Annotated in this window: 19 protein-coding genes; 8 read left to right on the plus strand and 11 right to left on the minus strand. The window is 63.9% G+C overall.

All coding sequences use genetic code 11. From position 1 onward, the window contains the following. Positions 1-103 precede the first annotated feature (103 nt). Positions 104-2,389 carry a hypothetical protein gene (locus ACPYOD_RS15880; RefSeq protein WP_481302683.1) on the plus strand — a complete coding sequence of 762 codons (2,286 nt, stop codon included), beginning with the start codon at positions 104-106 and terminating at the stop codon, positions 2,387-2,389. Positions 2,390-2,402: 13 nt separating this feature from the next. Here ACPYOD_RS15880 and ACPYOD_RS15885 read toward each other — a convergent pair whose 3' ends face one another. From ACPYOD_RS15885 to ACPYOD_RS15900, 4 genes are read right to left on the minus strand one after another with little or no spacing between them, the layout of a single operon-like run. Further along, positions 2,403-5,195 carry a glycosyltransferase family 4 protein gene (locus ACPYOD_RS15885; RefSeq protein ID WP_481302684.1) on the minus strand — a complete coding sequence of 931 codons (2,793 nt, stop codon included), beginning with the start codon at positions 5,193-5,195 and terminating at the stop codon, positions 2,403-2,405. After that, a complete protein-coding gene (locus tag ACPYOD_RS15890; protein ID WP_481302685.1) occupies positions 5,192-5,428 on the minus strand; it encodes a hypothetical protein in 237 nt (78 codons plus the stop codon). Before ACPYOD_RS15890 ends, ACPYOD_RS15885 begins: the two co-directional genes overlap by 4 nt. Beyond that, positions 5,425-6,696, minus strand: a complete 1,272-nt coding sequence (locus ACPYOD_RS15895; RefSeq protein WP_481302686.1) for a glycosyltransferase — start codon at positions 6,694-6,696, stop codon at positions 5,425-5,427. The genes ACPYOD_RS15890 and ACPYOD_RS15895 overlap by 4 nt, the downstream gene beginning before the upstream one ends. Then, the gene (locus tag ACPYOD_RS15900) at positions 6,696-8,303 is read right to left on the minus strand and encodes an electron transfer flavoprotein-ubiquinone oxidoreductase (protein WP_481302687.1); all 1,608 of its coding nucleotides are present in this window, start codon (positions 8,301-8,303) and stop codon (positions 6,696-6,698) included. Before ACPYOD_RS15900 ends, ACPYOD_RS15895 begins: the two co-directional genes overlap by 1 nt. A 153-nt stretch (positions 8,304-8,456) precedes the next feature. Here ACPYOD_RS15900 and ACPYOD_RS15905 point away from each other — a divergent pair, with 153 nt between their 5' ends. After that, entirely contained in the window at positions 8,457-9,857 is a 1,401-nt protein-coding gene (locus ACPYOD_RS15905) for an amidase (protein WP_481302688.1), read from the plus strand. Then, positions 9,806-10,444 carry an alpha-ketoglutarate-dependent dioxygenase AlkB family protein gene (locus ACPYOD_RS15910; protein WP_481302689.1) on the plus strand — a complete coding sequence of 213 codons (639 nt, stop codon included), beginning with the start codon at positions 9,806-9,808 and terminating at the stop codon, positions 10,442-10,444. Before ACPYOD_RS15905 ends, ACPYOD_RS15910 begins: the two co-directional genes overlap by 52 nt. Positions 10,445-10,612: 168 nt before the next feature. Here the strand turns inward: ACPYOD_RS15910 and ACPYOD_RS15915 are convergent, their stop codons facing one another. The 4 genes from ACPYOD_RS15915 to ACPYOD_RS15930 are packed head-to-tail and all read right to left on the minus strand — an operon-like array spanning position 10,613 to position 14,085. Then, on the minus strand, positions 10,613-11,218 hold the full coding sequence (locus ACPYOD_RS15915; protein WP_481302690.1) for an ABC-type transport auxiliary lipoprotein family protein: 606 nt from the start codon (positions 11,216-11,218) through the stop codon (positions 10,613-10,615). Further along, the gene (locus tag ACPYOD_RS15920) at positions 11,215-12,153 is read right to left on the minus strand and encodes an MlaD family protein (RefSeq protein WP_481302691.1); all 939 of its coding nucleotides are present in this window, start codon (positions 12,151-12,153) and stop codon (positions 11,215-11,217) included. Before ACPYOD_RS15920 ends, ACPYOD_RS15915 begins: the two co-directional genes overlap by 4 nt. A gap of 10 nt (positions 12,154-12,163) precedes the next feature. After that, positions 12,164-12,946 (minus strand): ABC transporter ATP-binding protein, encoded by a 783-nt coding sequence (locus ACPYOD_RS15925; RefSeq protein WP_481302692.1) that lies wholly within the window; start codon positions 12,944-12,946, stop codon positions 12,164-12,166. Continuing rightward, positions 12,943-14,085, minus strand: a complete 1,143-nt coding sequence (locus ACPYOD_RS15930) for an MlaE family ABC transporter permease (RefSeq protein WP_481302693.1) — start codon at positions 14,083-14,085, stop codon at positions 12,943-12,945. The genes ACPYOD_RS15925 and ACPYOD_RS15930 overlap by 4 nt, the downstream gene beginning before the upstream one ends. A 118-nt stretch (positions 14,086-14,203) precedes the next feature. Between ACPYOD_RS15930 and gcvT the strand changes: the two genes are divergently transcribed. Then, entirely contained in the window at positions 14,204-15,310 is a 1,107-nt protein-coding gene (gcvT, locus tag ACPYOD_RS15935; protein ID WP_481302694.1) for a glycine cleavage system aminomethyltransferase GcvT, read from the plus strand. A 61-nt stretch (positions 15,311-15,371) separates the two neighbouring features. On the opposite strand, the gene ACPYOD_RS15940 is transcribed toward gcvT, so the two are convergent. Further along, entirely contained in the window at positions 15,372-16,583 is a 1,212-nt protein-coding gene (locus ACPYOD_RS15940) for a DUF3103 family protein (protein WP_481302695.1), read from the minus strand. Between the two features lie 295 nt (positions 16,584-16,878). Here ACPYOD_RS15940 and gcvH point away from each other — a divergent pair, with 295 nt between their 5' ends. The 3 genes from gcvH (at position 16,879) to ACPYOD_RS15955 (ending at position 19,604) form a co-directional block, all read left to right on the plus strand. Beyond that, on the plus strand, positions 16,879-17,274 hold the full coding sequence (gene gcvH / locus ACPYOD_RS15945) for a glycine cleavage system protein GcvH (RefSeq protein WP_481302696.1): 396 nt from the start codon (positions 16,879-16,881) through the stop codon (positions 17,272-17,274). A 433-nt stretch (positions 17,275-17,707) separates the two neighbouring features. Next, complete coding sequence (metJ, locus tag ACPYOD_RS15950) at positions 17,708-18,325, plus strand: met regulon transcriptional regulator MetJ (protein ID WP_481302697.1); 618 nt, start codon at positions 17,708-17,710, stop codon at positions 18,323-18,325. A gap of 256 nt (positions 18,326-18,581) precedes the next feature. Further along, a complete protein-coding gene (locus ACPYOD_RS15955; protein WP_481302698.1) occupies positions 18,582-19,604 on the plus strand; it encodes an energy transducer TonB in 1,023 nt (340 codons plus the stop codon). 120 nt (positions 19,605-19,724) lie between these two features. Here ACPYOD_RS15955 and ACPYOD_RS15960 read toward each other — a convergent pair whose 3' ends face one another. Then, positions 19,725-21,056 carry a serine hydrolase domain-containing protein gene (locus tag ACPYOD_RS15960; RefSeq protein ID WP_481302699.1) on the minus strand — a complete coding sequence of 444 codons (1,332 nt, stop codon included), beginning with the start codon at positions 21,054-21,056 and terminating at the stop codon, positions 19,725-19,727. A gap of 180 nt (positions 21,057-21,236) precedes the next feature. Here ACPYOD_RS15960 and ACPYOD_RS15965 point away from each other — a divergent pair, with 180 nt between their 5' ends. After that, on the plus strand, positions 21,237-22,538 hold the full coding sequence (locus ACPYOD_RS15965; protein WP_481302700.1) for an NTP/NDP exchange transporter: 1,302 nt from the start codon (positions 21,237-21,239) through the stop codon (positions 22,536-22,538). Here ACPYOD_RS15965 and ACPYOD_RS15970 read toward each other — a convergent pair. Beyond that, complete coding sequence (locus ACPYOD_RS15970) at positions 22,523-22,951, minus strand: CBS domain-containing protein (RefSeq protein ID WP_481302701.1); 429 nt, start codon at positions 22,949-22,951, stop codon at positions 22,523-22,525. The genes ACPYOD_RS15965 and ACPYOD_RS15970 overlap by 16 nt on opposite strands. Positions 22,952-22,985 lie beyond the last annotated feature (34 nt).

The following is a 22,985-nucleotide window of genomic DNA, read 5'->3' on the forward strand; positions in this document are numbered from 1 at the left end:
TTGCTGTACTGGCGACGCGCGTCGTCGCTATCGGTGCTGACACACTGGCCTGGGGCATCGGATTAAGTCTGCGTCGCCAGACTCCCTACCTGGAAACTTTGCGATGATGCAATCCCAAAAGCAATGGCTTGCATACGCCACATTTGTGCTCGTTGCGCTCGCATTGGTGCTGGTAGTGTACGGGGCCGTTCCCGGGGTCACCGCGCCAACGCTCGGTCAGGCTCTCTGGACGACGAGCTTTTCGCAGTCGTTCTCCAATGCTGGCCCGTTCGCAATCCACGCGCAAAATTTTGGCTATCCGGCACCGGCTTCCATATCGTTTGGGTTGGCGGGCGCAATTCCATGTGCGTGGTTCATACGACTAGGGCTATCGCCCGCCGATGCCTACACGAGCATGATAGCCGCCTGGCTTGTTATCGCCTTCGCTGGTGCGATGGCAATGAGTCTGCGACTTGGTGTTTCTCGGTATATGGCTGTCTGTGCCGCCATTCTTTGGCTGTGTATGCCCATGGTCTGGGCACATGTCGATTACAGCATGTTGAGCCTCGGCATGGCACTGATGCCGACGTACCTCTGGGGGACCTTGCGTTCTATCGATGTCGTCGACAGGCCTGGCATTGCACTGCTCGTATTCTCTGCCCTCGTCGCAGCTTTCATGGATGGGTACACCTTCGTCATGTTTGCTGTTGGCGCGGGTGCGCTGGTAGCAGGCGCGCTAATGAGCCATCGCACGGTAGACATCCGGCGACACGTTTTTTGGCGAGTCGTACCTTTGCACGTCGTCGCATTTGGCATCGCATTGTTGGCGTACAAGGCGTACGTTCGCGGCGGTGTATACGATGCGGCCCCGTTGGAGATGTTTCGCGCCTGGGGCATGGACGTAACTTTCGCGCTAATTCCCAGTCAGGGCGGATTCTGGTTGTGGGATCTTGTTCATGCTTCTTCGCCGCGCACGGTGAATAGCTTCTACGGTGATGCATCGGTGTGGACGACCACCTTCGCCGCGCCGCTGTTGCTTGCCGCCGCGGTCGCCGCGTGGCGATTGAGGCGTCACGCTCTGACTGGAACACTCGTTGCGATAGCGGTACTTGCGTTGTATTTGTCGTTGGGGCCTTCCCTGAAAATCGACTCGCGCAAGGCCAGTAAGGATCCGTACGAGGTCCTGATGCCTGCCGATGCCGCGGTGGCTCCGACAGGGACCGCGTTCTTGTCAACGCACGTTCCGGGTTTCCGACTCATGCGCGCCTCGTATCGCTGGGCGGCCCTCGGCTATCTTGCGTGCTGGATACTATTGGTCATGGCCCTGGGGAGGGGGCTGCTGGGCCGTCCGCTTCTCGCCTACGCAATCATTGGCAGTCTAGTTATTCTGTTCTTTCCACATCCGGTGCGTGCTCTTCACGCAGGTCAGTTCTACCGGACGATGATGACTTCCATTGACAATGAATGGGTCGGCGCGCTCCGTGATGCCCACGTAGGGCCGATAGTCGCTTTTGCGCCGTATGGGAACGACTTTCTTGCGGCATATGCAGCGGCCCGCCTGAATATCGTCACCTTCAATGCTGGTGGCGATAAGAACGCCGAGCAGGCGGCGGCCAGCTGGCCGATAGACATGCTGCGTCTTGGCGACCCGGCTGAACCGACGGCGGTTGTGTCGATAGGACAATTCTTGCTGCGTGGCACCGGCGATCAGGTGGTCATTCCATACGTGGATCTGCTCGCCAGTGCCCATTTCTGGCCGTGTGCACCCAATACCTCATTGGATCGATCTTCGGAACTTCGTGCCGGCAAAGTATCGTCGGATTGTGCTGATGAGACAAAGAAGCGTTACGCTGCCACAATCGCCACCTTGCGTAGTTCGCCGTATTTCGACGTTGACGATCGTAGATATTTTGCGGTGGTATCGCTTAAGCCGACCTATGCGGGGGCAAGGGGGCGCATACGTGCGCAGTCCGAACTCCTGTCTGCGATTCGATATCCTATTGATATCGCTGCTGACGCTAATGCCGCGCGCCTTGTCCTTGGAGATGGCTGGAATCCAGTCGAGCCGGTCAATCGTTGGTCCAAGGCACAGGCGAAGCTGGACTTGCCTGCGACGTTGACGTGCATCGAAGTGGGGTGCAAGGTCGTCATTCGTTTTATCGCCTTTGCCGCTTCATCCGATCGTCCTGTAGCAGTCTCTATGCACATGACAGACCACCCCACGATCACGGCCTCGACGACCCTTGTCGACGGGCGTGAACATGAGTTGGTGATGGCGATTCCTCGAGGGGAGAGTGTTGTCGCACTTCAGATCGACGTTCCCGCCGCCACCTCCCCACTTGCCCTGGGGATGAATTCTGACGGACGTGTGCTTGGGATCTCATTGAGGCGTATCGACCTTACGCCATGATGCTCGGTGAGGCTCAGCGAAAGACGGTGTTGGTATGATTGAATGACATTACCGCGTGCTGCAGTAACGCTGCGCTTTGACTCCATGTTCGCCCGACTGGCCGGGCACCTGGCTGCGGACGGTGAGCCAGCCAGCGAGCAATGTGTGTCGCCAGGCCATCGGCACCTTCCGTGTCGAAGTAGGATGGGTACTCGCCCACGATTTCGTGAAAGACCGGCAGCGACCTGGCGATGACGGGTTTTCCCCTTTGCGCGGCTTCGATGAGCGGCAGCCCGTAACCTTCCCCATAAGAAGCGGCGACGAGCGCTGTGGCCCGGCGATACACCGCTTCCAGTGTGCGGTCATCGGCTTCGTTGAGCCAGAATAACCGCTTACCGCGCTCTGGGTGCCTTTCGAGACGTTGGACGAGGTCTTTCACAAGCCAACCGTGGTGGCCTACGATCACCAGATTGACGTCTGCGCCTGATTCCCAGAGCAACTCCAGGGCTTCGAGCACCTGAGCGTGTCCCTTGCGAGGCTCTAAGGTGCCCACCATGAGCAGTGATGGGCGCGTGGCCATCGCTTCACTTAGTGCGGCTTCGAGCTTACCCTCCTCACGGGCAGTATCCGCGTCTGCGCCAAGCTCGAACGTCATGATGGCAGGCGACGAAGTCGAATTATGACCCTCGAGCCAGCGGGCGACCTCGTTCGCGGTAGTGCGCGAAATGCAGTGCAAGACATCGCCAAGTCCGGCGATCGTCTCCATCCACCTTGCGAAGCTCTCGCGTGATTGGGCATGGAACGCCTCGGGCATGGTCAGGGGTAGGAGGTCGTACACGACAAAGTGCAACGGTACTCCCGCCCTACGCCAGGTACGCAGTAAAGCGGCGCTGGATGGAAGACTTTCCATTGTCCAATCCAGGCCGATATACACCTCGTTACCGGTGATAGCGACTAGGTCCCAAGGTAGGTGCTCGGCTACCTCCACTCCCACGAGCTGGCACGCGTAATCGTGCGCGTAATGAAACCGGCCGTCCCGGAACGCGATGGGTTCGACCCGCACATGCTCTGGTGGATGGAGCAGCCACTCACGCAGGATCGACCGAACGACACGATGAACCCCCGTGCCAATATCGTTTGACGCAATGTGGGTGACGTCGACAAGCCACTGGGTATATTGACCGGGAGTAGCGCGGACGAGTGCGTCCGCCACGCAAGCCAGGTCATCATCGCTCAGCGACGGAGCTATGTCCGTAGAGATGACGTGTTCCACCGCTCGCTGGCGGGCTAAGGGATGCGTGCTGCGCAAGTTGTCGAGGTGGGCAGTCAATATGTCCTCGGAGACCCCATCATCCTGTATGACGCCGATCGCATCCTGTTCGAGCAGGGCGAGCCAGTCCGTGGAATGACCCTCGTCACGAAGGCGCGCATAGCCGCCCAGGCGGTATCGGTCTGCCGGTGCGGAGGGCGCTACGTCTGGAAGTGGACCCGACCAAAGGACATGGCCCGGCCACTGCCGTAACGAGGGTAACGTGGTGACAACGTTGGCTGCATTAACCCTGTAGAGGGGCAACGAAAGCAATCCACTCGGAGCTGTAACCTTACGGTGTCTGCGACTTCGGGACGCATGAGATTCCATTGCCGTCAGGGCCCGATTTGCGACTGCGTCCCAGGTGTACTGCAGAGCTCGGTTCAGTCCGCTGTGCCGTAGCCGCGTCGCGAGTGCGGTATCGCTCAGCACGGCTTCCATACGCGCCGCCATTGCGCCAGGCGCACTGGCATCGAAGAGCGCTTCGGGCTCTCCGACCACTTCGGGCAGACTGGTGACATCGTTAACGAGAGTTGGCGCGCCGCAAGCCATGGCTTCCAGCGGGGGAAGGCCAAAACCTTCGCGCTCCGATGGAAAAACGAAGACAGCGCAAGTCTGGTAAAGACGTACCAAGTCATCATCACTGACGAAACCTGTGAAAACAACGTCGTCAGAGCCGAGGCGTAACGTCGCCATGATCTCGGCGAATCGCTCGGCCAGCAAAGGGCCAATGCGACCCGCGATCACCAGGACGTGTTTCTCCCGCAGGGCGACTGGAAGCGATGCATAGGCTTCGACGAGCGCGACGACGTTTTTACGTTTATCGAATCCTCCGTTGTACATCACAAAAGGGCGGGTAATGCCGAACTTCTCGCGCAGATAGACAGTGTGATCGGTACCTGGCGGGGGTGCGATGAAACGGCAATCTACGCCAGCACCGATCGAGACGATCCGATCGGGATCGAGACCAAGTTGATCAATAGCGTCTCTACGTACCCATTCCGAGATGGCGAGGAGCACGTCGCAGCGCTTTAGGACTTCGATCCTGCGCATGTACCATTCACGCGCCCGTGCATGGCCGAGGTATTCCGGGTCGTGTAGGGGGATTAGGTCGTACAAGGTCGCCACGGTCAACGCATCCGGTGACGAGTGTGGCACCAGTGCATCGTCCGCGAATCCCTCTACGACACTGCCCAGCCAGACTACGTCGGCGTTCTCCGTATTGAGCGAATGAGTGAAGACATGTTCGGCAGCGCTGCGCCGCGCGTCGTTGATTCGATTGTCGGATGACGTGTTGCGAATCGGGCCTACCGCGCGGCGACGTACTTTCTTGCCCGCATTGGCGAATACTTCGATGGCTTCATCTACACCGTCGAGTGCCGCGTTGAATAACAGCGTCGTCTCGTGGGAGTGCCTGCTGGCCTCGAGGAAAGCCTGGGTCACTGCGAAGCAATAACGACCGATGCCGCGATGACGACTATCGGTCTGCACTCCCTGCATGTCGATCAGTATCTTCATGGGCGCGGGTCTCTGCGCATTCGCTCGAAGGCCCTTCGGCTTGCTTCCGGCAAGCGGCTGGCGTCGACATCGAGCACCGCTTCCGGGTGGATGACGCGATGTGCGACAGTTCGCAGTCTCGTATCGAGTGCCGGAAAGCGGTAGATAAGGTCAACAATCAGGCGTTTGAGTGCGGGATACCGACTCAGGAAATGCAGGAAGCTGCGCAAGGTACGGCGGGAGAAGGAACTCATGAGAGTGGCTCGTCCATGGCCCGGCGGAGCGCTTCTCGTGCGCGCTCTGTAGAAAAATGTCGGTGCACGTTCTCGATGCCTGTATTCGAAAGCCGCATCCAGAGATCTTCGTTGTGATAGGCGCGATCTATGGCTTCGGCCATTGCTCCGGCATCATCTTCGATCAGTGCGTCGACGCCATCCTGCAGATACATGCCTTCCGCCGCAAGCGTGGTGAGGACAACAGGCAGTCCATGGCTCATGGCTTGGTTGACCTTGCCTTTCACGCCTGCACCGAACCGCAGGGGGGCGACGGAAAGCCTGCACGCGGCGAGCAACGGTCCGAGGTCGGCGACACGGCCGTGCACCATCATTCCATCGCACTCAATAGCACGCCGCGTTGCGCCGTCAATGTCACCAACTACGTGAAAAACGATAGACGGGTCGCGTTTCCGTACGAGAGGGAGCACATTCGTAGCAAACCAGCGAACCGCATCCTCGTTCGGCGGATGGCCAAAACCACCGACGAAGAGCAATCCACTGCGTGCAGCAAAAGGTTTCGAGCGGCCAGCGACATGATGAATGTTGCTTACCAGTTCAACGCGTGATTGCGGCGCTTCGGTGATCAGGATGTCGCGCTCGTGCCCACTCACTACCAACGTCACATCGGCACGCTGCACCATCGCAAGCTCCCGTTCGCGTGAGCGACTGGCCTGGCGGGAGAGGGCGGGGTTCGAGGTCAGCGCGGCAGCGCGTTGCTCGCGTATGTAATGAAGATCGACGGTATCGAAAATTACGCGGGCGCGGGGCGCCAGCTGGCGTGTCAGGGCTAGATACTGGTCCGCCACCGGGAGGCGGCAGAGCATGACGGCGTCGAGCGAAGAACCATGCTCGCGCAGCCATGGGGCTATCCGGCTACGATGTACCTGTACGCCAAGTCCAGCCAGACGCGCGACATCGAGTGAGGTGGCGTCGTCGTCGTCCGCGATGAAATTGATGAACCAGCCGTCCGCGTTCAACAGTTCGAAGATGTGGCAGAGCCGCATTGATCCAGAGTCGCGTGTCGGGTCGGGCGTCATCGTTTCCACGATCAGAATCTGGCGGTGTGGTTGGCGGCCCGCGGGCGCCCGCACCACGACCGAAATGCTGTCCTTAGCAAGGCGGGAATCGTCGACGCGACTATCCCGTACCATCCGGCGCCAGGTTCCAAGCCAGCCGCGCATCGCGATGCTGCCCCTCAATCGCCGGATCAGATGCCCGATCCGCCGCAGCTTCCAACCGATATCCATCAAAGATTCTGATAATTAGGCCCAGACCCGCCCTCAGGCGTCACCCAGGTGATGATCTGATAAGGATCCTTGATATCGCACGTCTTGCAGTGCACGCAGTTCGCCGCGTTGATCTGCAACCGGCGTCCGGCGTCGTCCTGCACGATCTCGTATACGCCGGCAGGGCAGAATCGCTGGCACGGGTTGCCGTACTCCACCGTGCAGCGCTCGATGCAGATGTTCGTGTCGGCCACCTTCAGGTGCACCGGCTGGTCTTCGTCATGCTCGGTGGCGGCGAAGTACACGCTGGCGAGGCGGTCGCGCGGCGCGAGCGTGCGCTCCACGTATTCCTTCTTCGGGGCCTCGTACGTGTCGAGCTTGCCGAGCGCCGACCAGTCGGCATGGTTCTTCAGGGTCCACGGCGAACGGCCGACGGTAACGGTTTCCCACGCGGCGTTCGCAAGGCCCCACCACAGGCCCTTGTTGAAGCCGGGCCGGATGTTCCGCACCTTCTTCAGCTCGCCCATGATCGCCGATGCGCGCAGCTTGGCGTCCCAGCCGGCGGGGTCGAACTGCGTGGCCATGAGGTGTTCCGCGGCGAGCATGCCCGAGGCGATGGCCTGGTGGGTGCCCTTGATCTTCGGCACGTTGACCAGGCCGGCGGCGTCGCCGATGAGGATGGCGCCGGGCATCTCCACCTTCGGCAGCGACTGCCAGCCGCCTTCGATGATGGCGCGCGAGCCCGCGGAAACGATGCTGCCGCCTTCGAGCAGGCCCTTTACGTTCGGGTGGTGCTTGAACTGCTGGAAGGCCTCGAACGGCGAGAAGTTCGGATCGGGATAGTCGAGCCCGACGACGAAGCCGACCGCCACGCGGTCGCTGTCCATGTGGTACAGGAAGCTGCCGCCGTACACGTCGCTCGGCAACGGCCAGCCCAGGGTATGCACCACCTTGCCCGGCGTGCCCCGTCCCGGCGGCAGCTGCCAGAGTTCCTTCAGGCCGATGCCATAGGTCTGCGGGTCGCTGTTCGCGTCCAGGTCGTATCGCTTGATCAGCGCCTTGCTGATATGACCGCGGCACCCTTCCGACAGCACCGTGACCTTGGCGCGGATGTCGATGCCTTCCGTATAGCCGGGCTTGTGCGTGCCGTCGCGCGCGATGCCCATGTCGCCGATGCGCACACCGGCGACGGCGCCGTTGTCGTCGATCAGGGCCTCGGCGGCGGCGTAGCCGGGGAACACGTCGACGCCGAGGGCCTCGGCCTGCGGCGCCAGCCATGCGCAAAGGGCACCCAGGCTGACGATGAAGTTGCCGTGGTTGTGCATCTGCGGCGGGGTGATGGGGCTCTTGGTGCCGGAATCCGGGCCCGAGAGGAACCAGAACTCGTCCTGCGTCACCGGTACGCAGACCGGCGGCGGCGCCTTGCGCCATTCGGGCAGCAGGCGGTTGAGCGGGCCCGGCTCGATCACCGCGCCGGAGAGGATCTGCGCGCCGATGGTGGAGGCTTTTTCGATCACGCAGACCGACACCTCCGGATTGAGCTGCTTCGTACGGATCGCGAACGCGAGGCCGGCGGGGCCCGCCCCGACGACGACGAGGTCGTATTCCATGGTTTCGCGTTCGCTCATGGCTGGCTCACTCAACGGCTGGCTGCGGAATCAACCCGGTATTGTCCGGCTTCGCCGGGAGCGGGGCAAATAGCTGTTTCAAACGCTCAGAGGGTCCCCTAGGGTTGCACGATCTTCACATGTCGCGTTCATAATCGGCGCAAAGGAGAGTTCATGAATACGATGCCGCCGGTCGCCGATACCGACATGCGCCGCGCCACGCTGTTGCAGATCTTGCACTGGCTCGCCATAGGACGGGTCCAGCCCCAGGCCCTTTCGGACGTGTACCAGGGCGCCATCGAGCGTCTCAACCCCCGCCTGAACGCGTACGTCGACTTCAGCGTCTCCTTGATCCAGGAGCAGGCCTTGGCGGCGGATCGCCGCCGGCGCGACGGCGTCATCGGCCGGCTGGACGGTCTGCCGCTCGCCATCAAGGACAACTTCGACGTCGCCGGCGTACCGACCCGCGCCGGCATGCGCCGCCGTACCGTCGTTCCGGAGCAGGACGCTCATGCGGTGTCCCGGCTCAGGGCCTCTGGCGCCGTGCTGCTGGGCAAGACGAACATGGACGAGGGCGCCCTCGGCCTCACCACGAACAATCCATTCCACGGTGCGACGCACAATCCGCATCGACTCGGCTACACCGCGGGCGGTTCATCCGGGGGTGCGGCAGCGGCGGTGGCCGCGGGCCTCGCGGTGGCGGCCATCGGGTCCGACACCCTGGGCTCCATCCGCGTGCCCGCCAGCTATTGCGGCGTCTATGCGCTGAAACCCACGCATGGCGAAATCTCCGCTCGTGGCCTCGTTCCCGCGGCGCGCAGGCTCGATGCGGTGGGACTGCTGGCGCGCGGGGTCGACGACCTCACCGTGCTGTTGCAGACATTGGCGGGCTACGACGCGGACGACGCGCGCTCGCGCCGCCGGCGCGTTGCGTTCTCGCCGCCGGACTGGGAGCCGGGCAACCTGCGCGCGGGATTCCTGCCGGACCTCGCCGCGGTGGGGGTAGAGAAGGACGTGATCGACGTCTTCGATGCGGCCCTGGCGAAGTTGCAGGGCGAACTCGGCGAACGCCGCACCGTCGACTTCTCCGACTGGGATTTTGCCCGCACTCGCCGCGCGGGGCTGTTGCTCATGGAAGCGGAGATGCTCAACACCTTTGCCACCGAACTGGCGGACGAGGCTTATCCGGTTTCGCCCGGCTTCCGCGACATGGTCGGATTCGCGGCGAAGAAATCCGCTGCCGACTACGCCGCCGCCGACCTCGTTCTGGATGCCGCCACGCTGAAGATGCGCCGGCTCTTCGCCCAGGTGGATGTCCTGGTGTTACCCACCACACCGCAAGGCGCGTTTCCATTGGATGGCCCCGTACCGGCGTCGCAGGCCGACCTCTGCGGCTTCGCCAGCCTCGCCGGGTGCCCCGCGGTCAGCATCCCCATGGGAACGCTGCCCAACGGCATGCCGATCGGGCTGCAACTGGTGGGCGCGCGCGGTTCCGACCTCCGCCTGCTTGAGCTGGCCGGCGTGTGCGCTTCGTCGCTGGATGCCGAGCCCACCTATCCGGTGGAGCCCACCTGAGCCTCGACGGCACCCGGATCGACCTGCCAGGCGCCGACGTCAGGTTCTCGGCGCATTGGCTTCCCCGTGCGGAGGCCGACCGTCTGCTGGATGTCCTTCGCGATTCGCTTCCATGGGAAGTGCATCGCATCCGGATGTTCGGCCGCGTGGTGGACTCACCGCGGCTCAGCGCATGGATCGGTGACGCCGACGCCACCTATCGCTATTCGGGTACGCGCTTCGTGCCGCATCCGTGGATGCCCGAGTTGCTGGTGTTGCGCGACCGCGTGTCCGAAGCCTGCGGTGCTTCATTCAACAGCGTGCTCGCGAATCTCTATCGCGACGGCAGCGATCGCATGGGCTGGCACAGCGACGATGAGCCGGAGCTTGGCAAGAATCCGGTGATCGCATCCCTGAGCCTCGGGGCGGAGCGGACGTTCCGGTTCCGCGCGAAGGCGGGCGGCGAGCCCTTTGCGATTGAGCTGACGCACGGCAGCCTGTTGCGCATGGGCGGCGCGACGCAGCACCTCTACAAGCACGAGTTGCCAGCGCGGAAGCGCGTCGACAGGCCGCGTATCAACCTGACTTTCCGTTCGATAAAGAACTGACGATCAAGGCACGAGACGATTGGTGTGGGAGCCGCTTCAGCGGCGAAGGGTGCTCGCGACAAGCTTGCCCGCTGCCGCGGGATCGCCGCTGAAGCGGCTCCCACAGGGGCGCGGTTGATCACTTCGCCAGCATGGTCTGCAAGACCCATCCCACAGGGGCGCGGTTGATCACTTCGCCGGCACGGTCTGCAAGGTCCAGCCCACGGTCTGTTCGGTCACCTTGTCCATCGCCCGCCCGAACGCCTCTACCACGCGCGGTACTTCCTTGCCGTCCACCGGTTCGTGCACCTCGAAGCGGCGACTGCCCACGATGCGGTGCTTGTGGGTATCGGCGAGCACCGCGTCGAAGCGCACGACTACCTCGGGTTTGCCGCCGACATATTCGGTCTGGAAGGCAGCGAGTGCGCCACCCAGCTCATAGTCGGCGGCCAGGTCGCTGTCGTCCGTGCTGAGGGCCGGCACCTTGCCGCTGTCGCGGAAGCCATCGGCCAGCCGGTTCCGGAAGAGCTTCGGCACGGTGTCGGACCAGCGCGCGCCCGCATAGACCGTGACCGTGTTGGCTTCGGGCACCACTGCGATGCGGGAATTCTCAAGGACGCGTGGTGCATTCGGCGACGCGATGCGTAACGCCCAGTCTACCGGCGTGGCCGCGGCCGGCCGGGCACCGGGGGACGCAGGCAACGTATAGATACGTGGCGTCTCCGCCTTCGGCAGGATCGAGCAGGCTGTGAGCAATGCGAATAACAGGGGAACGGCGAGGCGGGCACGGCTCATGGGGTGAACTCCTTGGTGTTCTCGCGACCGAACAGGTAGCCGCTCGGATTCTCGTCGAGGCGCCGGGTGATGGAACGCAGCGAACCCAGCGTGTCGCGCAACTCGTGCAAGGCCGGACCCAGTTGCCCCAGGCTGGCCGCGCCGCCGTTGAGCGCGTCGTTGTTGTCGTTGAGCAGGCGGTCGATCGTGGCCATCGAATGTTCGAGGGATGCCATGGCGCGCTGCGCGCTTTCCAGCGTGGCCTTGCCCTGGCCCTCCACGAGGCCGTTGGCGTTGTGCACCAGCGTGCGGCTTTCGGCGAGCGTCTCGTTGGCCTGGCGCGTCGCCGTCGCGAGTTGTCCGATCAACGAGCGGATGTCTTCGCGCTCGTCGGCGATGACGCCCGTGGTCTTGTCGAGGTGGTCGAGCGTGCGTTCGATCGCGTGCACATTTTCCTTCGACAGGAGCTGGCTGGCCCGCGCCGCCGCCTGGTTGATGTTGGTGATGAGGTCTTCGCCGTTTGCGAGGATGCGCGAGAGCGGCGATGGATCCGCCACGATGCTCGGCACCTCGCCGTCGTGCCCGACGAGCAACGGGCTGCCCGGCGATCCACCGGACAGCTGGATGATCGCGACGCCGGTTACGCCCGTGAGGCCCAGCTTTGCATGCGTGTCCTGCCGCAGTGGCGTGTCGCCCGCCACGCGGATGCGTGCCAGCACGCGCCGCGGGTCTTCCGGATCCAGGCGCAGTTGCGTCACGTCGCCAAGGTGGATGCCGTTGTATTGCACCGCGCCTCCTCGCGACAAGCCGGTCACGGCCTCGTTGAAAACCACGTCGTAGTAGTTCCATTCCTGGTCGGAATGCGCCTTGGCCAGCCATACGCCGAAACCGAGGCCGAAGAGCACGACGAGGACGGTGAAGAGCCCGATGAGGATGTGGTGCGCGCGGGTTTCCATGATTGGCTCCCTAGCCGCCGCCCTTGTGGGCGGCGAATGTGGCCGCGCGGCCGCGCGGTCCGTTGAAATAGGCCTGCACCCATGCGTCGTCCGTTTTCGCCACTTCGTCGATGGGGGCGGCCGCGAGGACGCGCCGCTGCGACAGCACCGCGACGCGATCGCAGGTGGAGTAGAGGGTGTCGAGGTCGTGGGTCACAAGGAAAACGGTGAGTCCGAGGGCGTTGCGCAAGGTGACGATGAGACTGTCGAAGGCCGCGGCGCTGATGGGATCCAGGCCTGCGGTCGGCTCGTCGAGGAAGAGGATTTCCGGGTCCAGCGCAAGCGCCCGGGCGAGTGCCGCGCGCTTGATCATGCCGCCCGACAACTGCGACGGATATTTGCGACCGGCGTCCACGGGGAGGCCGGCCAGCGCGAGCTTCACCCCGGCGAGCCGCTGTGCATCCACGCGCGGAAGGCCCGCGTGCTCCACCAGCGGCAGGGCCACGTTCTCGGCGACGGTCAACGACGAAAACAACGCGCCGCTCTGGAACAGCACGCCGAAGCGCCGCTCCACCTGCGACCGCCGCTCTTCCGGCAGCGCGAGCAGGTTCTCGCCGAACACGCGGACCTCGCCCGCCACCGGGCGCACCAGGCCGACGATGGTCCGCAGCAGCACCGACTTGCCGGTGCCCGAGCCGCCCACGATGCCGATGATCTCTCCGCGGTAGACGTCGAGGTTCAGGTCCTCGTGCACGGTCTGCGAACCGAAGCGGTTCACCAGCCCGCGCACCTCGATGACGGTCTCGGCGGTCACCAGTTCATCTCCATATAGAAGAGGGCGGCCAGCGCGTCGAGCAGGATCACCACGAAGATCGACTGCACCACGGCGGACGTGGTGTGCTCGCCGACGGACTGCGCGCTGCCGGACACCTTGAAGCCTTCCATGCAGCCGATCACGGCGATCATGAACGCGAACACCGGCGCCTTGGCTATACCGACGAGGAACTGCCTGAGCGACATGTCTGCCTGGAACATGCTGAGGAACATCGACGGCGACATCTTCAATACCGCCATGCACACCACCGCACCACCGACGATCCCGGCGATCATCGCCAGGAAGGTGAGCAGGGGAAGCGCGATGAGCAGGGCGAGTACGCGCGGGAGCACCAGCAGTTCCACCGGGTCGAGGCCAAGCGTACGGATGGCGTCGATCTCTTCCCGCGCTTTCATCGATCCGATCTGCGCGGTGAAGGCACTGGCCGTGCGGCCGGCGAGGAGGATCGCGGTAAGCAATACACCGAACTCGCGCAGGAAGGCGAAGCCGATCAGGTCGACCGTGAAGACGCTGGCACCGTAGCTTGCCAGCGCGGTGGAGCCGAGGAAGGCCACGACGCAACCCACCATGAAGGAGAGAAGCGCGAGGATCGGAACGGCGTCGAGGCCGGTCTGCTCGATGTGCGACACCAGGGAGGTCACCCGCCAGCGGCGCGGACGCCACACGGTGGCGAGGAACCCCTGCAAGGTCATGCCGATGAAGGCGAGCAGTTTGGTGGTCTGTTTCCAGAAACCCTGCACGGCCTTGCCGATGCGCTCGAGCATCACGACGAAACCGGCATCGCGGGGGCGCTTCACTCCAGTGCAATAGGTGTCGATCGCGTCGCCGACGGTCTTCAGCAGCGCGCGCCGGGCCGGGGGGAGGGCCTCGTCCTGGGCGAGCGCCTGGGTTCGCGAACTGCCCAGCAGTTCGGCGATGACGAAGGCGCCCGCTGTGTCCATGGCGCCCAGGCGGGCGATATCGACGGCTACGCCGGCATCGAACGAGCCGGCCAGCTCGACGGCCCGGCGTTGCAGGTCCGGGTAATGAGATAGCGTCCAGTCGCCGGCCAGGGACAGCCGCGCGCCGCCCTCGTCGCGGGTAAGAGTCGCCGAGCCGGGGAAGGAAGCCGTCGCCATGGAGGGCAAGGCTAGCAGGAGTCGGCGGCACCCTGTCTTGGTGCCCATTGGCCTTCGGCACCGCGCGGCCGGATAATGGGAGGCTGTTCCCGCCCCCCAATCCGCGCAAGGTATGCCGATGACCCAGAAGACCGAACTCAACGCCACCCACCGCGAGCTGGGCGCCCGCATGGTCGATTTCGGCGGCTGGGACATGCCTATCGCCTATGGCTCGCAGATCGAGGAGCACCACGCCGTGCGCAAGGACGCCGGCATGTTCGACGTGTCGCACATGACCGTGGTGGACCTCAACGGCGACCGCACTCGCGAGTTCCTCCGCAAGCTCGTGGCGAACAACGTCGACAAGCTGGCCAAGACGGGCAAGGCGCTCTACACCTGCATGCTCGACGAGACCGGCGGCGTGGTCGACGACCTCATCGTCTATTTCCTTCGCGAGGACTTTTTCCGCCTGGTGGTGAACGCCGCCACCCGCGACAAGGACCTGGCCTGGATTCAGAAGCAGGCCACGCCATTCGGCGTCACGGTTCGCGAGCGCCCGGAGTTCGGCATGATCGCCGTGCAGGGTCCGAATGCACGTGAAAAGCTCATCGGCCTCCTTCCGGAAGACGTACGCGAGAAGGCGCGCAAGCTGGGCAAGTTCGCCGCCATCGAGATCGAAGGGCCGAACGGCATGCCGCTGTTCCTCGCGCGCACGGGCTATACCGGTGAAGACGGCTTCGAGGTCGTCGTTCCCAACGCGCGCGTGGTCGAACTCTGGAAGCTGCTGCACGAAGCGGGTGTCGCCCCGGCGGGCCTCGGCGCGCGCGATACCCTACGCCTGGAGGCCGGCATGAACCTCTACGGTCAGGACATGGACGAGACGGTAACGCCTTGGGAAGCCGCGCTCGCCTGGACGATCTCCCTCGACGAGGGGCGCGACTTCATCGGGCGCGGGGCGCTCGAGAAGCAAAAGGCCGACGGTGTGCCGCGTGCCATGGTCGGGCTCGTGATGGACGAGAAGGGTGTGCTCCGCCACGGCCAGAAGGTGCTCACGTCCGCCGGCGAGGGTGAGATCCTGTCCGGCGGCTTCGCGCCGACCTTGGGCAAGTCGGTAGCCTTCGCCCGCGTGCCGGCCGGCGAGATCGACAACGTGCGTGTCGACATCCGAGGCCGCGAAGTGCCCGTGCGCGTGGTGAAGTTCCCGTTCGTGCGCGATGGACAGCCGATGCCGGGTATTGCGGACTGAGTTCCGCTTTTCTCGTGGGTCGTCGGGAAAGGGCGGCGGGAGGCCGCCCTTTCCCGTTCGGTCAGTGGACCTTGTCGTCGTCTACCTTGGACACGTTGTCCTTGAGGGACGAGCCCTTCACTTCATAAGGCTTGAGGACCATCTTGGCGTAACCCCTGAATCCAGTCAGCGGATTTGCCATCGTCCCGTAGTTGCCGCCGCGTTCGATCACATAGATCGAATCGATGTAGTCCGGCTTCTCGTTCACCTTGTTCAGGACGTTGAAGATCTGGTCCGCCACGAGGCGGACACCTGCCGTCACCAGTGCCGTCGGCACTCCCGGCGCTAGCAGGTTTGCGAAGGTGCCGGCGCCGTCGATGATGCCGAGTGCGAGATCACGGAAGTTCAGTTCGCCGTCTTCTTCCCAGAACTCGACGTTCACATAGTTGGTACCGAAGTCCCGCCAGGTGATCAGGTCCAGTCCATTGCCATTCTTCGGGGTGAACCATTTCTTGTCTGTGTCCAGCCAGGGCATCTGCTTGGTGATGACCTGAGCTTTGCCATCGGGGCCGATGCCGGACACCACGGCGAAGATTTCCGGGGTACCCTTCCATTCGTACGGCTCCATATCCTCTTCCAGATAGATCGCCTGCAGGAGGGTCAGCTCTTCGGATTCAGCGGATCGCCGCGAACTCTTCGCCGACAGGTTCTGGAAGCCGTTCCGCTGCATCACCGAGTTCATGACCTGGATGCCGGCCCGCGTTACCTGAGCGTTCTCGGATTCGACGAGGAGCATCGGAACGTCGGGAGCCTCGTCCAGCGGGAAACGGTGTTCCGTTCCGGAGCCATCGAATGCGAAAAGTTCTTCCTGCCCCGTTGACTTGTGCTTCACGATCGTGCCCGTCCACATGCCGCGGACGCTGGACACGGCCTGCCCCTTGGCGACGCCGTGAACCCGGATATCGAAAAGGTCATCGAGGAAACCGTCGAGGCCCCGCAGGCGGATCGCCTGTCGCTCCAGGTCGTCGATGTCGGCGAGCGCGTCCGAGGTAGAATTTTCCGCGCGACCGGAAGCGTAGTCTCGGAGCACGTCTGCGAGCATGGCGGCGTTCTGGCGATCCAGCTGATCGCGCAGGGCGCTACCGAAGGCTTCGTCGTTGACGAGCGACGCCACGGTGCGTGCTGCTTCTTGGCGGGCCTCGCTCACTGAGGCCACTTCCTTGGCCAGCAGTGGGGCGGAGAAGGTGAAAGCCAGGGCGGTGGCGATCAGGGGGGTCTTGAGAATCCGTTTCATGGGAACTCCGTCTTGGATGCTGCGATGGTTTCGCTGGGGTGGTTCGCCGCGAATGGGGGAGGCGAAATCGATGCGGGGTCAGGGGCGCTCCGCGACCACAAGGTAGTCCCGAACGCCCACGGCTTTCTGTCGGTGAATTCACGCCTCGGCGTGGGGGAACATCCTCCAAGCCGGTGGGCACCAAGGCGCTTATACGTACAGCGTGTGCCCAGGCCCGCTTTCCAGCGAGCCACTTACCGGTACAATCGAACATCCCTTTCCCGCACCCGTACCGAACAGAACGAGGCCCCGTCCCATGAGCGAAATCCCTGGCGATCTGAAGTTTGCGAAGTCCCATGAGTGGGTCCGCGTCGAGAGTGACGGCACTGTGACTGTCGGTATTTCCGACCATGCTCAGGCAGCGCTTGGCGACCTGGTGTACGTCGAACTGCCGGAAGTGGGCAGCACGGTCCAGGCTGGCAACGGCGTCGCCGTGGTCGAGTCGGTGAAGGCTGCGTCCGATATCTACTCGCCGGTGTCGGGCGAAGTCATCGCGGTGAACGAGGCTCTTGCCGACGCACCGGAAACGATCAACAGCGACCCCTACGAAGGTGGCTGGATCTTCAAGCTGACGATCACCGAAAAGTCGGAACTCGACGGTCTGCTCAAGCCCGACGAGTACGCCGAGGTCGCCGAAAACGACGATCACTGATCCCCTTCGGCAAGCCCGAATCCGATGCCGGTCGTCCTCGACCGGCATTTTTTTTGTTCCGGAGGGGGTCCGGGGAAATTTTTTTTTCGCCCCCAGTTGAACTCCGTTCATCCCCCGGAACGAGACCGCGCGGGAGTTTTTCGGGCGTCGCCGACGCACGTCGTCCGTCGCCTTCGCGAACGCGCACCGTTTCCCACGACGAACGAAATATGCCTTTATTTATGAGGTTTGCTGAACCCGTTTGCGATGCGCGTGTGTTTAGTCGCGGGTGTCGCGGCGATGCAAATGCGGTTCGCGAAACGAGTGGAGGCGCGTTCCGAGGTCGCCTCAAGTCGCTGCTATCCGTCCGCAACGTCTTCAATTTAGTGCCAAAATTTATTGACAGCGGAAATGTTCAGGAATAGCTTTTGCGTCAATCGACGGGGAACCCGGAATGGAAACAGGAAAATTCATCAGGCCGTATGTGGAGCATGGTTCTAAAGCGGGGTCGGTTCGCAAGATCACAGTCTCGATTCCGCTGCATGTGCTCCGCCTGCTTTCCGATGAACGTACTCGCCGCCAAGTGAACAATTTGAGGCACGCTACGAACAGCGACCTGCTGGTCGAAGCGTTCCTCCACGCTTTTACTGGGCAACCACTGCCAACTGATGAGGAGCTGAGACGAACCATGGCCACTGCCAAGAAATCCACTGCCAAGAAAACCGCCCGCAAGGCGGCCAAGAAGTCGACCGTGAAGAAGACCGCCGCCCGCAAGTCGCCGGCGAAGAAGGCCTCGACCCGCAAGGTCGCGACCCGTAAGGCTGCTACCCGCAAGTCGCCGGCGAAGAAGGCCGCTGCGAAGAAGGGCGCTCGCAAGACGGCCGCCCGCAAGACGTCCACCCGTAAGGTTGCCGCCAAGAAGGCGGTGAAGAAGGCCGTACGTAAGGCCCCCGCCAAGAAGGCCACGCGCAAGGCTTCGCCGCGCAAGGCTGCTTCGAAGAAGGTCGCCGCCGCCAAGGTGGTTCGCGCGACCAAGACCGCCAAGGCCCCGAAGGCGCCGAAGGCCAAGTAAGCGTTACCTCCAATAAGAAAGTACGTTTAGCGAATTAGCTCCCCGCGGTGCCCAGCGCGGGGAGTCACTTCGAAGACTTGACCCCGGCCTCGCCGGGGTCGTTCGTTTGGGGTCCGGGAAAAGCTCCTAGGCGGGCGAACTGGATTCACGCGGCCATTACGGTTACCTTGTCGCCACATCGCGCTGCGGGGGACGGGGGGTCTTCCGCGTCAAGCCATAGAGGGGCGCGCGTCAGCGGAGTCCGTTCCGAACCGCCATGGATACCCGTCATCGCCTTTCCTCGCGCCGCCTCGCGCGCGGCGCCGTCAATCCCGTCACGCTTGCCGTCGTCGCCATCGTCGTGGCCCTCGCCATCGCAGCGTGGTTCCTGATCATCAAACCATATCGCGATGCATCGGCCGGTATCTCGCCCGGTCCTACCGCAGCGCAAAAAACCGCGGCGACGCGTGAAGCCCCGCCGGCCAACGTCGATGCGCTCAGCGTCGACCAGCTCCTGGCCGAAGCCCGCACCGCCATGAATGAGCAACGACTGGTCGCCCCCGCGGGTAACAACGCGTTCGAGTTCTATATGAAGGTGCTGCAGAAGCAGCCGGGCAACCCGGTGGCCGCCGACGCCCTGCGCGAAACCTTCTCCTATGGTGCCGCCGCCACCGAGCAGACGATCAACCAGCGTGAATTTGCCGAAGCGCAGCGCGAAATCGACCTGCTCGCCAAGGCGGACCCGGAGAACTACACGCTGACCATCCTGCGCTCCAAACTCGATGCCCAGCGCAAGACGCTCGATCGCGAACAGCAGCAGGCCGTCGATGCGCAAAAGGCGCAGCAACTCGCCCAGCAGAACGCCGCAGCGGCGGCGAAGCAGCAGGCCGAGCAGGCGGCTGAGGCGCAGCGCCTGGCCGCGGCACGCGAACAGGCGGCACGCACTACCGCCCAGCAGCAGCCGGCGGCGCCCGCCAACCGACCCGCGACACCTGCGCCGCGACCGGCGGCGGCCGAGACCGACGCGATCAGCGACGCCGTCCTTGTACGCCAGGTGAGCCCGCGCTACCCGACCGCGGCGATGCGCGCGAACCAGGAAGGCTGGGTCGACGTCGAACTCACCGTGGGTACCGACGGCACCGTCGGCAATGTCACGGTGGTCGATTCGCAGCCCAAGCATGTCTTCGATCGCTCGGCGATCGACGCCGTCAGCCGCTGGGAGTACAAGCCGGCCACGCGCAATGGCGAGCCGATGGCGGTGACGCTGCGGCGAAGGTTGCAGTTCAACCTCGGCAGGTAAAAACGAAAACGGCCCGCGAGGGCCGTTTTCGTTTTTGTGGGAAGCGCGCTCGCGCGCGAAGGGTGTGCCGCGAAGTCCCGTTCGCGAGCGGGCGCGCTTCCCACCAGACGCAGTGCCCGATCAGGGCTTCTTCTTCGCCGTCTTCTTCTTGGTCGCACCCTTCTTCGAGCCGGCCTTGGCCTTCGCAGGAGCGGCCGCCGCGGCCTTCGCCACCGGAACGTCGCGTACCGGCCCGTCGACGCCGGCCCAGTCCACGTGCGGCAAGCCGAGCAAGCTGTCGAACACCATGGGCATGAGTCCGCCCGGCACCGGGCCGGCGGCATTCCACATCGTGACGACGCCGGCGTGGTACTTCGGGAAGAAGCCGATCATCGTGCGATAACCCGATACCGCGCCCGCGTGATAGACGAGGTCTTCGTTGGCGTACTTGAAGACACGCCAGCCGAGCGCGTAGTGGGCATCGGTGACGCGCGCGCGCCGCCAGGGTTGGGAGCGTTCTTCCGAAGGGGTCGACACTTCCGGCGCATGCAGCACGTCGAGCGCCTGCGTGGGCAGGACGTCGGGGCGTGCGCCCATCTGCGCCATCAGCCATTGCTCCATGTCGCGCAGGCTGGCGTTCACGCCGGCTGCGGGAGCCACCCGGTAGTAGCTGTCGTTGGGCTCGTACGGCACCCAGTGGTGGGGCGTGCCGCGGTGCGGCCGCGCCCAGCTCTTGCTGGATTCGAGCGCGTCGCGGCCGTAGCTCGCGGTGGTCATGCCCAGCGGCGTGAAGATGCGCCGTTCCACCTGGCGAAAGAAGTAGTCGCCGGTCTGGGCGAAGATCACGTCGCCGATCATGCTGAAGGCGACATTCTGGTAGCCGTAGCATTCGCCGACCTTGCACGAGAGGTCGACCTCGTCGAGCTTGCGCACGAGTTCCTCATAGGGCGCATCGGCTTCCAGCATCGCGTCGTAGGTGTTGCGCGGCAGGCCCAGTCGCTGCCCCAGGATGTCGCGGACGGTGGCCTGCTGGGCGGCCTGCATGTCCTTGAGCTTGAAATAGGGAATGGTGTCGATCAGCTTGGTGTCCCAGCTGAGGAACCCGGCACGCACCAGCACGGCGGTGACGCCGGTGGCGAATGCCTTCGAGAGCGAGGCCAGGCGGAACACGGTTTCCGGCGTGGCGGGTTCCTTCGTCTTCGCGTTCGCATAGCCGATGGCCCGTTCATAGACAACCTTGTCGTCGACGATGACCGCGGTGACGACCGCGGGCGCAACATCTCGCGCCTCCAGGGCGTCGAGCCACCGCTTGTAGTTCTCGACGGTTTCCTTGACCCGCTCAGGGGGCAGCTTCGCCGCGGTGGGATCGACGTGGACGACCGGAGGTTTTTGCGGGGCCGCGGCGAGCGCGAAAGAAGACGACGCGGCGCAGACGAGCGCACAGGCGAGCAGGGACGCGGAACGAAACGGCATGCTTTTCTCGCGGATCGAGACGCCGGCGGCGCCACGGGACAGGGAACACCGGATACCCCGGTTACAGGCATTGTCTTTTACTTCCCGCCCCGCGACAACGGATGGCCTCTTGACGACCCTGAACGGACCGCATGGGCGTGCTAGGCTTCGGACGCCGCTTCCACCGGACCTTGGGCCATCGTGAACCAGAGACCGAATGCCGCCCGCGGCGAGGGTACGCCCCTCGCGCTATCGGTCATCTCCTTTTTCCTGATACTGACCTCCTACTACGTCCTGCGCCCCGTGCGCGACCAGCTGGTGGGTGCGGTGGGATCGTCGTCGCTGCCCTTGTTCTACGCCATCGTCCTCGTGGTGATGCTGGCACTGACGCCAGTGTTCGGCTGGCTGGTCTCGCGCTTTCCGCGACGGCGTGTGCTCCTGGGCAGTTACCTTTTCTTCGTCGCCTGTCTCGTCGCCTTCGTGCCCGCCTTCGTCGCTCAGGACCGTATCGGTGCGGAGCTCCTGGGCCGCGTGTTCTTCGTCTGGTTGAGCGTCTTCAACCTGTTCGTGGTCTCGTTGTTCTGGAGCTTCATGGCCGACGTGTATCCGAGTCGGCAGGCGCGGCTCGTGTTTCCCTTCATCGCTTTCGGCGGCATGGCCGGTGCCCTGGCCGGCCCGCTGCTCACCCGCCTCGTTGTCGTGCGCCTGGGTGTGCCCGCGATGCTGGTGCTGTCCGCGGTCATGCTTCTTGTGTCGCTCGGCGCGTTGCTCGCCATATCGACGCGTGGGGAGGCCGGCGACAGCGGTGACGCGCCGCCCCTCGGCGGTTCGATCGTCGAGGGTGCGAAGGCCGCGGTGTCACAACCGTTCCTGCGCTACATGACGCTGCTGATGCTGTTGAGCGACGGCATCGCCACGATGGCCTACGCGCTGATGGCCGACTACACGAAGGCCCATTTCGCGGACAATGCCGCTCGCACCGCGTTCTACGCCGACCTCGATCTGTGGATCAACGGCCTGGGCGCGGTCCTCCAACTCACCCTTACGCCGCTGCTCATGCGTGGCCTCGGTACGGTGTGGGCGCTGGTGGTGCCCTCGGTCGTGAACTTCGTCCTGCTGGCCTGGCTGACCACGCATGGGCCCAGCGATGCACTCCTGTTCGGTTTCGCGGTGCCGCTGATCGCCATCGTGCAGGTAGGCACGCGCGGGTTCACCTATGGCATGGCCAAGCCGGCGGCGGACGCACTCTATACGCGTATACCGCGCGAGCTGCGCTACAAGGGCAAGAACTTCATCGAGACGACCGTATGGCGCCTCGGCGACCTGCTGGTCACCGGCGGGCTCCAGGGACTGCACGCCATCGGCGTGGGCATCGCCGGCATCGGGGCCATCTGCGCGGCACTTGCCGCCGTGGCCATGGAAGTGGCCCGGCGCGCGGCCACCTCGCGCGACCTCGCCCCGGAGTCCAGCGATGTGAAGAATGCGGATCAGCCGACGATGTAGCTTTCCAGCTGGTTGATGGTTTCCTTCTGCTCGGAAATCGTCGCCTTGACGAGATCGCCGATCGACACCATGCCCACGACGCGCCCGCCGTCCAACACGGGCAGGTGGCGCAGCCGGTTATCGGTGCACAGCCGCATGCAGTCGTCCACGGAGGCATCGGGCCCCACGGTGACCACGCCCGGCGTCATGATTTCCGCCACGGACATCTCGCGCGACGAGCGGTCCTTGAGGACAACCTTGCGGGCGTAATCGCGCTCGGAAACGATGCCGACCAGTTCATCGCCGCGAATCACGGCAAGGGCGCCGACATTCTTTTCGGCCATCTGCTCGAGGGCTTCGTACACGGCCGCGTCGGGCGCCACCGCGTAAACGGCACTGCCCTTGGCTGCAAGGAGATGCTTGACCTGCTGCATGCTCGACTCCCGGGTGGGCGCGGCCCGCCGCCGC

The organism is Luteibacter sp. HAY1-4A, assembly GCF_056755355.1.